The 13,372-nt window shown below is 66.1% G+C and carries 14 protein-coding genes and 1 pseudogene; 8 read left to right on the forward strand and 7 right to left on the reverse strand.

What is annotated here, in order from left to right; all coding sequences use genetic code 11:
• Nucleotides 1–23: 23 nt before the first annotated feature.
• From V5G24_RS17045 to V5G24_RS17080, 8 genes and pseudogenes are all read left to right on the forward strand, one after another.
• Complete coding sequence (locus V5G24_RS17045) at nt 24–1,325, forward strand: ABC transporter substrate-binding protein (protein WP_394080847.1); 1,302 nt, start codon at nt 24–26, stop codon at nt 1,323–1,325.
• A 94-nt stretch (nt 1,326–1,419) separates the two neighbouring features.
• On the forward strand, nt 1,420–2,256 hold the full coding sequence (locus V5G24_RS17050; protein ID WP_394080845.1) for an amidohydrolase family protein: 837 nt from the start codon (nt 1,420–1,422) through the stop codon (nt 2,254–2,256).
• Between the two features lie 35 nt (nt 2,257–2,291).
• A complete protein-coding gene (locus V5G24_RS17055) occupies nt 2,292–3,380 on the forward strand; it encodes a mandelate racemase/muconate lactonizing enzyme family protein (RefSeq protein ID WP_394080843.1) in 1,089 nt (362 codons plus the stop codon).
• Complete coding sequence (locus V5G24_RS17060) at nt 3,373–3,807, forward strand: hypothetical protein (RefSeq protein ID WP_394080841.1); 435 nt, start codon at nt 3,373–3,375, stop codon at nt 3,805–3,807. The genes V5G24_RS17055 and V5G24_RS17060 overlap by 8 nt, the downstream gene beginning before the upstream one ends.
• Entirely contained in the window at nt 3,800–4,606 is an 807-nt protein-coding gene (locus V5G24_RS17065; protein ID WP_394080839.1) for an alpha/beta fold hydrolase, read from the forward strand. Before V5G24_RS17060 ends, V5G24_RS17065 begins: the two co-directional genes overlap by 8 nt.
• 50 nt (nt 4,607–4,656) lie before the next feature.
• Nucleotides 4,657–5,441 (forward strand): annotated as a pseudogene (locus tag V5G24_RS17070) (ABC transporter ATP-binding protein); the annotation flags it as partial.
• Between the two features lie 18 nt (nt 5,442–5,459).
• The gene (locus tag V5G24_RS17075; protein ID WP_509292326.1) at nt 5,460–5,717 is read left to right on the forward strand and encodes a TOBE domain-containing protein; all 258 of its coding nucleotides are present in this window, start codon (nt 5,460–5,462) and stop codon (nt 5,715–5,717) included.
• The gene (locus tag V5G24_RS17080; protein WP_394080837.1) at nt 5,662–6,546 is read left to right on the forward strand and encodes a GntR family transcriptional regulator; all 885 of its coding nucleotides are present in this window, start codon (nt 5,662–5,664) and stop codon (nt 6,544–6,546) included. The genes V5G24_RS17075 and V5G24_RS17080 overlap by 56 nt, the downstream gene beginning before the upstream one ends.
• A gap of 194 nt (nt 6,547–6,740) precedes the next feature.
• Here V5G24_RS17080 and cuyB read toward each other — a convergent pair whose 3' ends face one another.
• The 7 genes from cuyB to V5G24_RS17115 form a co-directional block, all read right to left on the reverse strand.
• Nucleotides 6,741–7,448: a cysteate racemase gene (gene cuyB, locus V5G24_RS17085; RefSeq protein WP_394080835.1), complete on the reverse strand. Its 708-nt coding sequence runs from the start codon at nt 7,446–7,448 to the stop codon at nt 6,741–6,743.
• On the reverse strand, nt 7,436–8,473 hold the full coding sequence (gene cuyA, locus V5G24_RS17090) for a D-cysteate sulfo-lyase (RefSeq protein ID WP_394080833.1): 1,038 nt from the start codon (nt 8,471–8,473) through the stop codon (nt 7,436–7,438). Before cuyA ends, cuyB begins: the two co-directional genes overlap by 13 nt.
• An 88-nt stretch (nt 8,474–8,561) precedes the next feature.
• Nucleotides 8,562–9,335 carry an alpha/beta fold hydrolase gene (locus V5G24_RS17095; protein WP_394080831.1) on the reverse strand — a complete coding sequence of 258 codons (774 nt, stop codon included), beginning with the start codon at nt 9,333–9,335 and terminating at the stop codon, nt 8,562–8,564.
• Between the two features lie 32 nt (nt 9,336–9,367).
• The gene (locus tag V5G24_RS17100; RefSeq protein ID WP_394080829.1) at nt 9,368–10,444 is read right to left on the reverse strand and encodes an ABC transporter substrate-binding protein; all 1,077 of its coding nucleotides are present in this window, start codon (nt 10,442–10,444) and stop codon (nt 9,368–9,370) included.
• Nucleotides 10,445–10,464: 20 nt separating this feature from the next.
• Complete coding sequence (locus V5G24_RS17105) at nt 10,465–11,292, reverse strand: ABC transporter permease (protein ID WP_394080827.1); 828 nt, start codon at nt 11,290–11,292, stop codon at nt 10,465–10,467.
• Between the two features lie 23 nt (nt 11,293–11,315).
• Complete coding sequence (locus V5G24_RS17110) at nt 11,316–12,101, reverse strand: ABC transporter ATP-binding protein (RefSeq protein WP_394080825.1); 786 nt, start codon at nt 12,099–12,101, stop codon at nt 11,316–11,318.
• Nucleotides 12,102–12,124: 23 nt separating this feature from the next.
• Nucleotides 12,125–13,315 carry a mandelate racemase/muconate lactonizing enzyme family protein gene (locus V5G24_RS17115; protein ID WP_394080823.1) on the reverse strand — a complete coding sequence of 397 codons (1,191 nt, stop codon included), beginning with the start codon at nt 13,313–13,315 and terminating at the stop codon, nt 12,125–12,127.
• Nucleotides 13,316–13,372: the final 57 nt, after the last annotated feature.

The following is a 13,372-nucleotide window of genomic DNA, read 5'->3' on the forward strand; positions in this document are numbered from 1 at the left end:
AAGACTTCGAGAGGGAGGACAATATGAAGAAAAGATTGAACGTCCTTTACGCCGCAGCAATCTCGCTATCGTCACTGGTCGTGGGTACCGCCGCCTGGGCCGGAACGGTCCGGATCATGACCACGGAGACCAATCCGGACACCAAAAAGGTGCTGGAATCGGTCATCGCCGACTATGAGAAGACCAATCCAAGCACCAAGATCGAAGTTCAATATGTCGGCTTCCAGGATATGACCCAGAAGCTCATGGCGGCGGTGGCTGCCGGCGACCCGCCGGAGGTGTTCAACGTCCAGAACCAATACGAGACTTTCGAACTGGCCCGGAAAGGCATCATTCGCCCGGGCGACCCGATCATCGATCACGTGGGCCGCAAGGACTATTTCGACCGTGTGCTGAAGGCGATGACGCTGGATGGCAAAGTCTGGGCCGTCCCCTTCAGCATCGGCGTCAATGTGCTGTGGTATCGCAAGGACCTCTACGACAAATACGGCCTCAAGGAACCCAAGAGCTGGGATGAGTACCTCAATAACCTCGAGGTCCTCACCAAATCGGAAGGGCAAGGCGGCGGCGGCAAGTTCTACGGCACCGCCATGTCGGTCGGAGACACCTGGCTGACCAATGACATCGTCCAGAACTGGATGTGGTCCAACGGCGCGACCGTATTCGACAAGGACGGCGCGGTGACGCTCGACAAGCCCAATGCGGTGGACACCTTCGCCTTCCTGGCCAAGGTCACCTCCTTCGCACCGCCCGGCGTGAACAACTATTCCAACAATGAGATGATGAACGCCTTCGCGACCGGGGCGGTCGGGCACACCGACTATCCCTTCCGCCTGCTGAGCTACCTCCAGCAGTTCAACCCCCAGCTCCTCGATGTCGCGGTGCCCATGCTCCATCCGCCTGGAAACGGGCCGGGCGCGCATCCCGCGGCGCTGCTCTACATCAAGAGCTGGGCCTTTTCGAAAGGCGCGAAGAACCAGAAGGAGGCGGAAGACTTCATCTCTTATCTGGAGACCGGCGACCGGAAGATCCGGATGATGAAGACGGTGCCGGTGCATTACTGGCCGCCGCTGAAGAGCGTCTCGGAGAACCCGTCTTTCCTTGATCAGCCGCTCTTCAAGACGCCGGCCGGCGAGAAGTCGCTGGCGGTTCTGAAGCAAGCCCTCGATGTCGGGCAGTTCCCGCTGAATGAGGCCGGCGAGCCGCAGCTTAAGCTGGGCCCCGTCCTCCAGAGCCGTTCGCTTGCGAAGATCCTGGAACAGGTGGTGATCCGCAAGACGCCCGCGGAGACGGCGGTGGACGCCGTCGCGAAGAAGCTGAAATAGGCCGCTCACCCGGCGCCGCTCTTGTGGGCGGCGCCGGACATGCTTCCCCGGCGCGCGCGGTGCGCCTGTGCTTCCTGGCGAAGAGAGAGTTGAGATGCGTGTAATCGATTTCCGCTCCCGCCCCAATACCAAGGAATATCTGGTCGCACTGGACTCGCCCGTCCAGCAGACCGTGATGCGCAAGCTCGGCTCTCCCGTGCCACCGCCGGTCACGCTGGAGCAGTGGATCGAGAATTTCGAGGCGGATGGCGTCGAGCGCGTGGTGTTCACCGGCCGCCAGTCCGAAGGCACCACCGGGCACGACGTCACCAACGAATATGTGGCGAAGACCGCGCAGCGCTTCCCGGGCAAGGTGGTCGGATTTGCCGGCATCAACCCCCTCCAGGGCATGCATTCGGTCCGCGCCGTTGAACATGCCATCAAGGTCTTGGGTCTGAAGGGCGTTTCGGTCGATCCCTATGGCGGGCTGGTCGCGGCCAACGACCGCAGGCTCTATCCGGTCTATGCAAAATGCGCGGAACTGGACGTGCCCGTGGTGATCACCTGCGGGCCGCTGCCCTTCCCCGGCCCGCGCCTTGCCCATGGTGACGTGCGCGCCATCGACGATGTGGCCTGTGATTTCCCGGAACTGACCATCATCGTCGATCATTCCGGCTGGCCCTGGGTGACAGAGACCATCGCCATCGCGTTCCGGCACGAGAATGTCTTCATCGACACCTCGCTCTACTCCCACCTGCCAGGCGCGAACCTCTTCGCCGAGGCGGCGAACACCATCATCCCCGACCGCATCCTGTTCGCGAGCTGCTTCCCCGTGGTGCCGGTGAAGACCGCCATCGCGCGTGTCTCGGCCCTGCCGTTCACGCCGGAGGCGCTTGAGCGGGTGCTGCACACGAACGCGGAAAACCTCCTGCGCAAGTGCGGCTGCATCTGAGCCGGCCGGACCGCGAAAGGACCTGGACAATCCCAATGGTCACCATCGACAAGATCGTCACCCACCATGTCTCGATCCCGTTCGAGCGTCCCCTCCAGACGGGCAACCATATCTATCAGGACCTGGAGAACGTGTTGATCGAGATCCATGCCGGCGGGCGTGTCGGCATCGGATATGCGTTTAATTTCGCCTTCCGTCAGGCGGCGGCCATCCGGTTGATCGTGGAGGATCTCGCGCAGCCCCTCGTCGGCAAGACGATCGCGGACCGGCGCGCTCACGCGCTCGCCATGTGGCGGCAGCTTAACTTTATCGGCCAGACGGGTCCTTCCGCCATGGCGATGAGCGTCGTCGATACCGCGCTGTGGGACCTGTTCGCCCAATCCCTGGCGACGCCGCTCCACCGGCTGCTCGGCAGCGTGCGCGCGCAGATCGAGCTCTATCCCACCGGTGGCTTCCTGGCCGATCCCATCGAGGCGGTGATCGAGGAGGTGGAGCAGCATCGCGCGGCGGGCTTCCGGCGCTGCAAGATCAAGGTGGGCCGTCCCGATTGGCAAATCGACGTGGCGCGCGTCGGAAAACTGCGTGCGGCGGTTGGCGACGACTTCGGCATCATGATCGACGCCAATCAGGCGTGGAGCGTGGCGGACGCCATCGCCGCCGGGCGCCGCTTCCAGGACCTTGGCGTGTGCTGGTACGAGGAGCCGGTCTCGGTCTACCACGTTGCGGGCACCGCGCGGGTGGCGGACGCGCTGGACATGCCGGTGGCCGCCGGGGAATCCGTCTTCACGCGCTACGGCCACTTGGAACTGCTCGACGGCAAGGCCTGCGACGTGCTGATGCCCAATCTGATGCGGTGCGGCGGGCCGACCGAATTCATGGAGGTGGGAGCCCTCGCCGCTGCCCGGCAGGTGCCCGTCTCCTCCCACACCTTCACGGAGATTTCCGCGCATCTCGTCGCCGCGATGCCCAACGCCACCTTCTGCGAATATCTGCCCGGCTGGTGGGAAAAGCTCTTCAACGAGGAGCCGAAGATCGTCGGCGGCATGTTCCACTTGCCGGAGCGGCCCGGGCTCGGTCTCTCCTTCTCCCGCGAGATCATCGAAAGGTACGGCAGCCATGGGTGACGCTCACGCACACGCCGGCGCGGCGGCATTCGAGGGCCGCATGGACATCTCGGGCAGCGGCTTCTGGGACCTGCTCGTCGCGGCGGCGGCGGATGATGCGGACCTGTGCGGCAAGGCGGCCCACGCCCGCGCCTGCGCCTTCGCTGTCAGGATCGACGACGCGCAGCACCTCCTGGAATTCCACCGGGGCGTCCTGGCGCGTCTGGAGGGGAAGGACCTGACCGGAATTCGCTTCTCCATCAGCGGGCCAAGGAGCGAGTGGGAGAAGGTGATCACCGGCGCCATCCCCTATGCCCGGGCCATCAACGTGTTCCACGGGCGGCTGCGGGTCGAGGGCGACGCGCTCTCCGTCCTGTGGATGACGCCGGCGCTGTGGCAGCTCTGGCGTGTGTCGGCCCGGCTCTCGGGAGGCATCGGACATGACTGAGATCGTCGGGCGTTATGTCGAGGTGCGCGGGCGCCAGGCCTATTACGAGGCGTGCGGCGAAGGCCCGGCGATCGTCGCCATTCACACGGCGGGGCGGGAGGGGCGCCAGTGGCACGGCGTCATGCAGGCACTTGCCGGCCGCTACCACATGTTCGTTCCCGACCTGCCCGGCCATGGCAAGAGCTGGCCGCTCGCCGGCAATGCCTGCCTCCAGGACGCGCACGAGATCGCGCAATGGCTGCGGGAGTTCGCGGCCGTCGTGGTTGGCGACAGCTTCATCATCACGGGCTGCTCGCTCGGCGGGAACCTGTCGCTGCTTCTGGCGGCTGTCGCGCCCGAGGTGCGGGCGGCGGTGGCGCTGCAAGGGTGCGACCACACGCCGACCTTCACCGAGACCGCGCTCGACCTGATGACCCATCCCCAGGTGAGCCTGATGCACGCGAACATGGATTTCTCCATGAGCCTTGTCGGATCCGAGGCGACGCCCGAAGGGCGGGCGTTCTCGGAATGGGGCGTCCTGTCCATCATCCCCGTGGCCCAGCAGGGCGATTTGCGCGCCTATGGCCGGTGCGGCATCCGCCCCCTGATGGACAAGGTGAAGGTTCCGGTGCTCCTCGCCCATGGGTCGGAGGACTGGCTGGCATCCCGCGAGATGGTGGAGGCGACCCGGGGCCGCCTCGTCAACGCGCCGCTAGTGCGCATGGTGCCGCTGCCTGGGCTCGGCCATTTCCCGCACCTCGAAGCCCCAGGTCGCGTGGCCGACATGATGCTCACTTTCTTTGACGAGGCGGGGCTGTGATGCCGCAGAGCCTCGAAACCCCTCCCATCGCATAACGAACAGGTCGCTCCATGGCACCCGTGCTGATCGATAAAGTGAAGAAGGCCTATGGCTCGGTCGCTGTGCTTCACGGCGTCTCCATCGACATCGCCGATGGCGAGTTCGTGGTGCTGGTGGGACCGTCCGGCTGTGGAAAGTCCACGCTGCTGCGCATGATCGCCGGGCTGGAGAACATCACCGGCGGGCGGATGATGATCGGCAATCGCGTCATCAACGATGTCCCCCCAAGGAGCGGGACATCGCCATGGTGTTTCAGAATTACGCGCTCTATCCCCACATGACGGTCGGGGCCAACATGGGCTTCTCGCTGAAGCTGCGGAAGGCGCCGAAGAGCGAGATTGAGATGCGGGTGAAGCAGGCGGCCGATATCCTCAGCCTCTCGCACCTGCTGGATCGGTTCCCGCGCCAATTGTCCGGCGGCCAGCGCCAGCGCGTCGCCATGGGCCGCGCCATCGTGCGCGATCCGCAGGTGTTCCTGTTCGACGAGCCGCTGTCCAATCTCGACGCCAAGCTGCGCGTGCAGATGCGCACCGAGATCAAGGAATTGCACCAGCGCCTGAAGACCACCACGGTCTATGTGACCCACGACCAGATCGAGGCCATGACCATGGCCGACAAGATCGTGGTGATGCATGACGGCGTGGTGGAGCAGATCGGCGCGCCGCTCGACCTTTACGACAAGCCCGCCAACCAGTTCGTCGCCGGCTTCATCGGCTCGCCTTCGATGAATTTCATCAAGGGGCGGATCGAGAAGAACCGGTTTCGTACCGACACCGGGATTGTCCTGCCGATGACCGACGCGCCGGAGAGCGATATGGGCCGACCTGCGGTCTACGGCATCCGCCCCGAGCATTTCCGCGTTTGTGAGGGTGCCTTGCCCATGGAAGTGGCTGTGGTAGAGCCCACGGGATCCGAGACGCTGGTCGTCATGCGCGCTTCGGGACAGGAAATGACCTGTCTGTTCCGGGAGCGCATCCTGCCCAAGCCGGGCCAGATGATCCAAGTGCAACCGGATATTGATCTGGTGCATCTGTTTGACACCGACAGCGGCCAAAGGTTGCATTATTCATGAACGCGACCTCTCGTTCGCATCAGGGTACGCCATGATATCAAACGCCCCGTCCGATACGGACGTCTATGCCGGACAGGATCTATTTGATGGGCGGCGGCCACGATCGCTGACGTCGGCGATTTTCGACCGGCTGCGGACGGATATCCTCACCTGCCGGCTGAAGCCCGGCGAGAAGCTTCCCATTTCCGCCCTCGCCCAGGCGTTCGACGTGAGCCTCGCGGCGGTTCGCGAGGCGCTCTCCCGCCTCGTGGCGGACGGCCTCGTGCTGGCCGAGGACCAGCGAGGCTTCCGCGTCAGCCCCATATCGGAGTTCGACCTTGAGGACCTGACCCGCACCCGTATCGAGATCGAGGTCCTCGCCCTGCGCCGCTCCATGGAAGAGGGGGGCGAAGCCTGGATCGCGAACGTGCGCCAAGCCTGGGACGATCTGCGCAACGCGCCTTATATGAACCCCTCGGATCCGAGCCAGCACAATGAGGGCTGGAACATGCTGCATGACCGGTTCCACCGCACCCTGACCCAGGCGTGCAGGATGGTGTGGCTGCTGCGCTTCCGCGACTCCCTGCACGAGCAGAGCGAGCGCTACCGGCGTCTCGCGCGTCCAGCGGGCCTCTTCACCCGCGATCCCTTCACCGAGCACGCCAACATCGCCGAGGCGGTGTTCGCCCGGGATGCCGACGCGGCGGCGCTTCTCTTGAAACAGCATTTCACCAAAACAATGGAACTGGTCCGTGCTGCCGGAAAGGCCGAGAATTCACCTTTTCATCTTCCCGAAAAGGTCGATGTTTCAGATGGCAGGCGGCGCAAATCGATGCGCCCATTAACATGAGATCAAATCTCTATCGCTCTTCATTTCAGAATGCCGCGATCGAGTCTGACCAGAGAGCGTTAGCGGCGGTAGCTTTCGTCAGACCGCCGAAGAACCTCACAATGCCCCGCCGCCGCATGGGATTGGCGCTCCGCGCCTTCGGGCGCGCCCTCTCCGCATCAAGGATGTTCGCTCCCGGAGCGCGGAGGGGACAATCATCCGTGCAACGCGAAAGTCTTGATCGCGTCCACGAGCGCATCGAGCGTATCAAAGGCGAGGCTCCCCACGGCGCATTCGGACATGATCAGAGACAGCTCCGTGCATGCGACCATCTGCACCTGAACGCCGTGGGCGAGCAACTGGCTAGAGGTGCGATGCATGGCGCTGCGGGCCTGCGCGTCCACTCCCGACGCCTTGATGCGCCGGATGGCGTCGAGCACCGCCGCCTCGTCGGCGGGATATACCGGCGTCAGGCCACAAGCGCGCAGCGGCCCGTCGAACAGAGCGGTCATCCGCACCGCGGGCGAGGCGATGATGCCGATCCTGCCGTCGCTCGCCGCCGACAGGGCCAGCGCCCGCCCGACCGAGACCTCCACGAGGCTCAGCATGGGAATGCGCACGGAAGCGGCGATGGCGCCCGCATAATGGTGGGTGGTGTTGCACGGCATGGCGAGCGCCTCGGCGCCGGCCTGCTCCAGGCGGCGCGCCATCTCCACCAGCACGGGTTCGGGGTCGTCGCCCGTGCCCTCGATCAGCCGCCGGATGCGCGACGGCACCTGCGTATTCTGGTCGACGATGAGCGGGATGTGGTCGCGGTCGTCAGCGGCGGGCACGGCGGCAATGAGCTTGTCCATCAGCAGCACGGTGGCCTGCGGCCCCATGCCGCCCAATATGCCGATGCGCCGCGGCGTCACGATGGGCATGGCGAAATCCTCTCTGGAATGGCGGCGCGCGGATCGAAGCACGCAGCATAGCCGAACAGCGCCGCCGTGCCGCCGGTATGAAGAAAGCAGACCGCCTCGTTCTTGCCGAAGCGGCCCTTGCGCACGTGGTCGAGCAATCCCGCCGCGGCCTTGCCGGTGTAGACGGGATCGAGCAGCACGCCCTCCAAAGCGGCAAACGTCCTGATGGCGGCGAGGGCCTCCGGCGTCGGAATGCCGTAGCCCGCGCCAACCTGGCTCGCATCCACCGCCACGTCGGCGCGCGGCACGAGTCCGGGGCGGCCGATCCGGGTCGCCGTGTCTGCGGCGAGGGCGTGCACTTTCTGCTCCTGCTCGGCCTGCCCCGCCTTCACGCTGAAACCGAGCACGCGCGTGCCCGCCCCCGCCGCGCGCAGGCCCACCAGAAGGCCCGCCTGGGTGCCGGCGCTGCCGGTTGCGGTGACGATATGGTCGAAGGCGATCCTCGCCGCGCCCGCCTGCGCCCCAAGCTCCGCCGCGCAGGTCACGTAGCCCAGCGCGCCGGTGGTGTCGGAGCCGCCCACCGGGATCAGGCGGACCCTGCGACCCTCGGCCCGCAGCCGCTCGGCGCAAGCCGCAAGCTCGCGCGCCATGTCGGCGCCGTGCGGGCGCAATTCCAGGCTGGCGCCGTGCAGGCGATCGAGCAGCACGTTGCCGTTGTCGGCATAAGCGGGATCGGAGTGGAAGGCGCCTGCCTCCAGCAGCAGGTGGCACGAGAGCCCGAGCCGGGCCGCCGCCGCCGCGGTCTGGCGGGCGTGGTTGGATTGGACGGCGCCCGCGGTCACCACCGTGTCGGCGCCGGCCGCGCAGGCTTCGGCCATGATGAATTCGAGTTTGCGGGCCTTGTTGCCGCCGGTGGCGAGGCCCGTGCAGTCATCGCGCTTGATCCAGATTTCCGGTCCGCCGAGCGCCCGGGTCAGCCGGTCGAGCCGCTCCAGCGGTGTCGGCAGATGGGCGAGGCGCAGGCGGGGAAGGCCGGCGAGGTCCATGTCGGCGCCCTCCGGAACGCTGTGGGGCTGCGGTCGTCCGCCGGCGGGAACGCCCCGCCGGCGGCGCATGGTCGGGCACGCGGCAGGGTCAGGCCGCATGCTTATTCATGAAGTCCTCGCACAGGGTGGTGAGATAGATGGGGGTTTCCTGCATGGGGCAGTGACCGCAATTCTCGATGATCGCCATCTCCGAATTGGGATGCCAGGCGAGGAAGGTCGAAGCCAGTTCGTCGGGCAGGAAGCCCGCCTGGTCCCACACGCCGGCCACCACGAGCAGCGGCGGCGTGGGGCGGGCGGCCTTCACCTCGTCGGAGAAGTCCTCCACCGTCCACATGTCCAGATAGCGCCGCACCGCCACGTTGTTGCGGGTATTGCGTGCGAGCCAGAGCTTGTGCTCGGACCATTGCTTGGTGAGCTTGTGGTTGGTGATGCGGGCCGCAAGCTCGCGCACCGCGTCGTCGTCCACCAGCGTGCGCTCGAAGAAGGCCCGGCGCTCCGGGTCCATCTTGATCGCCGCGGCGGAGACCGGCCCCACCGCGACCTCGCTCTTGATGCGCTCCGGGTACATCAGGACCATGCGCTCCACCACCATGCCGGTCATGGAGAAGCCGATGATGTGGAAGCGCTCCCAGCCGAGGCTGTCGGCGGTGTCGAAGGCGTCCGACGCCGCTTCCTGGGCGCTGTATTCCCCCTCGAGCTTAATCGACCGCCCATAGCCGCGGATATCCACGAAGGCATAGGTGAAGCGTTCCGTGTCCAGGTAGAGGTGCATCGGCTTCCAGCTGGTGCAGTCCGCGAGCCAGTCGTTGAAGACGATCACGCCTTCCTTGCCGGTGCCGACGAGTTCGTATCCAAGAACCATCTCAAGTCTCCGTAGCCATTCGCGGCGTGCTGTCAGGGGGTGATGACCTTGATGTCGGTCACGGCAGGAAGCTTGCCCGCAACGATCTCGCCGTGGGCCTGCTTCAGGGGTTCCATGTCGTAGAAAGGCTTCACGTCGAGCTTGGTGTTGAGGAGCTTGTTGTCGAACAGGAAGTCCATCACGCCTTGGGCGCCGGCGATGTCGGCCTCAGAGACCATGAGGTCCACGTCGGCCGGGCTCTTGATGGGCTTGGCGAGATTGCGGTCGAAATCGGTGGCGATCTTCAGCAGGCGCGGGTCGAGGCGCGAGGTCTTGGCGAACCATCCGTGGGCCTGCTCGATATTGTTGGAAGCCCACCAAGTGGCCATGATCCAAGCCTTGAGGAACTTCACTTCGCCGTCCCGGCCGTTGGCTTCGATCCACTTGCCGGAAAGGCCCTGGAGGCCGATGTTCTCGCCCTTCGGGGCCACCCAGAGGGGCTTGGCGATCTTGGCCTCGATCAGACGCTCCATGGTCGGGTCCCAGGTGATGACGGCATCCACGAGCCCGCCCTGCATTGCCGCGGTCTGCTCGGCGATGTCCTGGTTGACGATGGTCATCTCCTTGAAGGGGTCCTTGACGCCGGCCGCCACGATGGCCTTCACCGAGCGCGGGAAGGTGGTGGTGGCAAAAGGTGCGCTCACCTTCTTGCCCCTCAGGTCGGCAAGGCCGCCCTGGAAATCGGGGCGCACCAGGATGCCGAAGCGGGCATCATGGGTGCGCATCAGCACCTTGGAGCCGGGCATGCGGGCCATGGCCCGCAGCACCGGGGCATCGGCGGCGAACACGTTGTCGATGTCGCCGGCCACCGCCGCCTCGGCCAGCGGGCCGCCGAAGGTGAAGGTCTTGAAGTCGGCCTTGATGCCGTTGAGCTCGAAGATGTTGGTGTGGCGCAGCACCTCCACCACCTCGCCGCCGGCGGCCCAGAGCGACTGGTAGCCGACCGTGACCTTGATCGGGTCTGCGGCCTTCGCCTGTCCCGCGAGGGCGCAGGCGAAGGCGGTGGCGGCGAGGACGCGGGCCACCGTGCCGCGGCGCCGAAGGGGTCGGACTCCCATGGTATCGGACATCTTGCTTTCTCCTCTGGTTATCAGTTGGGTGCCTTCCAGCCGACGAGCGCATGCTCGAGCCAGAGCATCAGGCTGTTCATCAGGAAGCCGACTGCGCCGATCACGATCATCCCGGACATGACCTTCTCGGTCTCGATCATGGAGCGGGCGAGCTGGATCATGTATCCAAGGCCCGAGGTGGCGGCGATCAGCTCGGCGGCGATCACGCAGGTCCAGGCGACGCCGAGCCCGACGCGCAGGCCGGTGACGATGTAGGGCACCGCCGTCGGCAGCATGACCCGCGTCAGGAACAGCCACCGCCCGGCGCCGAAGCACTGCGACACCTGCACATGGATCGGCGCCACCGCGCAGGCGCCGGTGTAAGCATTGGTGAAGATCGGAAAGAAACCGCCGATGAAGATGATGAACCATGCGGAGTGATCGCCGAGGCCGAACCACAGGATGGCGAGCGGAATCCAGGCGATGACCGAGATCGGCCGCAGGATTTCCACCAAGGGCAGCAGATAGGCCGCCACCTTGCGGTTCATGGCCAGCAGCAGGCCGAGCGAGATGCCCGTTACCGCGGCGAGGCCGAAGCCCACGGCGACGCGCAGCACGCTGGCGCGGATGTCCTCCCACAGCAGCCCGGCCTCGGCGAGGTCGATCGTCGCCTTGAACACGGCCGTCGGCGGCGGAAAGATGTTCGGGTTCGCAAGCCCGCTGCGCACGGCGCCTTCCCAGGCCAGCAGCAGGATCGGGATGAGCACCAGATGGCGCAGTTGCGCGGCAGCGCTCTTCAGCAGGCGGAACGCGCGGGTGCGCGCCGGGGTGCCGGTGGAGCGGACGGCTCGCGTGTCGGGCGCGGCCATGGCGCCGTCTCCTTGCGTTGCCATCACGCGGCCGCCGCACGCACGACTTCGGCGCGCAGGAGATGGGACAGTTCGTTCTTGATCTCCAGGAAGCGCAGATCGTGCGCCCGGATGGAGGGATCGCGCGGGCGCGGCAGGTCGACGTCCACCACCGCCTTCACCCGGCCGGGGCGCGCCGTCATCACCAACACCCGGTCGCCGAGGAACACCGCTTCCTCGATATTGTGGGTGATGAGCACGAAGGTTTTTCCGGTGCGTTCCCAGATCCTCAATATCTCCTCCTGCAGCAGGTCACGGGTGAGGGAATCGAGCGCGGCGAACGGCTCGTCCATGAGCACCACGTCGGGGTCGGGGGCGAGGGCGCGGGCGATGCTCACCCGCTGCTTCATTCCGCCGGAGATTTCGTGCGGATAGCGGCCCGCGAAGCGGGTGAGGCTCACGAGATCGATGAAGCCATCGACGATCTCCTTGCGCTCGGCCTTGCCGACCCCCTTCGCCCGCAAGCCGAACTCCACGTTCTGGTGCACGGTCATCCAGGGAAACAGGCCGTACTCCTGGAAGATCACGGTGCGGTCCGGGCCGGGGCCGCTGATCGGCGTGCCGTTGCGCAGCGCCGCGCCCAGGGTGGGCTTGGAGAAGCCGGCGATGGTGTGCAGCAAGGTGCTCTTGCCGCAGCCCGACGGGCCGATGATGCAGAAGAACTCGCCCGCATTGATCTCGCACGACACGTCGTCGAGGGCGATCACCGCCTCCGCCTCGTCGGGCGCGCTGAAGGACTTGGTGATGTTGCGAATACTGATGGGGCCCATGTTCGGTTCCTCCGGCTCAGGCATCACGCGACGCGATAGCGCTCGATCACATCGAGGTCGGGTTCGAGGCCGAGGCCCGGGGCGGTGGGCACCGGCAGGTATCCGCCGACGGGAAGCGTGGCACCGCCGTAGATCTCGGCCTCGAAATCGCAGAACAGGCGCTCCAGCAGCGGCGTCCCGCGCTGAGCGGCGTTGATGTGGAGCGTCGCCACCTGGCCGGGTCCGAACAGCGCACAGTGCGGCACGAACTCCACGCCCTCCGCCTCGCAGAGGGCGGCGATCTTCATCAGCTCGGTGACGCCGCCGGTCTTGGCCACGTCCGGCTGGGCGATGTCGATGGCGCCGGCGTCGATCATGGCGACGAAGTCGTGCAGGGAGCCGGCATTCTCGCCCGCGGCGATGCGGTGGCGTCCGGTTGCGCGCACGATGGCAAGGCCGCGAAAGTCCTCCGGCGGCCAGATCGGCTCCTCGAGCCACAACAGGTCGAGGGGGGCGAGCTCGCGGTCATAGCGCAGGGCCTCGGTCACCGACCACGGGCAGTTGGTGTCGAGCATCACCACCGCGTCGGTGCCCGCCGCCTCCACTGCCGCGCGGATCTCGGGGACGGTGACCTCGTGGAGCTTCACGTGGCGGTAGCCGAGGTCCACCGCGCGGCGCGTCGCTTTCTCCACGTCGGGGCAATTGCCGTAGCGCATGAGACTCGCATAGACGCCGATGCGGTCCGCGAAGGGGCCGCCCAGCAGGTCCACCAGCGGCAGGCCCGCGGACTTGGCGGCGAGGTCCCACAAAGCGACATCGACGGCGGAGATGCCGTACATGATCGGCCCCACGCGGCCGAAATTCTGGAGCTGGAATTCGAGATCAAACTTGATCTTGGCGATTTCGCACGCGCGGCGGCCCACGATCAGCGGCAGCACCCGCGTCTCGATCAGCATCTTCAGCCCGCGATCCTCGCCGCGGGAGAAGGCCTCTCCCCAGCCGACCATGCCGGCATCGGTCTCGAGGCGCACGAACAGGGTGTCGAATTGCGTGCGCGGCGCACCGCCGAAGCTCCAGGGCGGGACGCCGCCGGATTCGAACGGAACAGAGATGAGGATCGCCTCCGCCCTGACGATGCGCTGGCCCGGCAACGCTACGGAACGTAGCGCGCCGGGTTCGCCGGCGGCCATGGTGGAAATCGTGGAAGGAGCGGTCGTTGCAACCGAGACTGACATTTTGTGCCTTTTTTCGTCTTCCGCTCGGCCCTATGGTGGGCGAACGTCTCGCGCTGA

The sequence above is a fragment of the Roseixanthobacter finlandensis genome, assembly GCF_043195105.2.
Lineage (GTDB): Bacteria > Pseudomonadota > Alphaproteobacteria > Rhizobiales > Xanthobacteraceae > NCEH01.

Bases quoted from the DNA above. Each gene is read 5' to 3' on its own strand.
- V5G24_RS17045 (WP_394080847.1), top strand. From the start codon at position 24: ATGAAGAAAAGATTGAACGTCCTTTACGCCGCAGCAATCTCGCTATCG.
- V5G24_RS17050 (WP_394080845.1), top strand. From the start codon at position 1,420: ATGCGTGTAATCGATTTCCGCTCCCGCCCCAATACCAAGGAATATCTG.
- V5G24_RS17055 (WP_394080843.1), top strand. From the start codon at position 2,292: ATGGTCACCATCGACAAGATCGTCACCCACCATGTCTCGATCCCGTTC.
- V5G24_RS17060 (WP_394080841.1), top strand. From the start codon at position 3,373: ATGGGTGACGCTCACGCACACGCCGGCGCGGCGGCATTCGAGGGCCGC.
- V5G24_RS17065 (WP_394080839.1), top strand. From the start codon at position 3,800: ATGACTGAGATCGTCGGGCGTTATGTCGAGGTGCGCGGGCGCCAGGCC.
- V5G24_RS17075 (WP_509292326.1), top strand. From the start codon at position 5,460: ATGGGCCGACCTGCGGTCTACGGCATCCGCCCCGAGCATTTCCGCGTT.
- cuyB (WP_394080835.1), bottom strand. From the start codon at position 7,448: ATGCCCATCGTGACGCCGCGGCGCATCGGCATATTGGGCGGCATGGGG.
- cuyA (WP_394080833.1), bottom strand. From the start codon at position 8,473: ATGGACCTCGCCGGCCTTCCCCGCCTGCGCCTCGCCCATCTGCCGACA.
- V5G24_RS17095 (WP_394080831.1), bottom strand. From the start codon at position 9,335: ATGGTTCTTGGATACGAACTCGTCGGCACCGGCAAGGAAGGCGTGATC.
- V5G24_RS17100 (WP_394080829.1), bottom strand. From the start codon at position 10,444: ATGTCCGATACCATGGGAGTCCGACCCCTTCGGCGCCGCGGCACGGTG.
- V5G24_RS17105 (WP_394080827.1), bottom strand. From the start codon at position 11,292: ATGGCCGCGCCCGACACGCGAGCCGTCCGCTCCACCGGCACCCCGGCG.
- V5G24_RS17110 (WP_394080825.1), bottom strand. From the start codon at position 12,101: ATGGGCCCCATCAGTATTCGCAACATCACCAAGTCCTTCAGCGCGCCC.
- V5G24_RS17115 (WP_394080823.1), bottom strand. From the start codon at position 13,315: ATGTCAGTCTCGGTTGCAACGACCGCTCCTTCCACGATTTCCACCATG.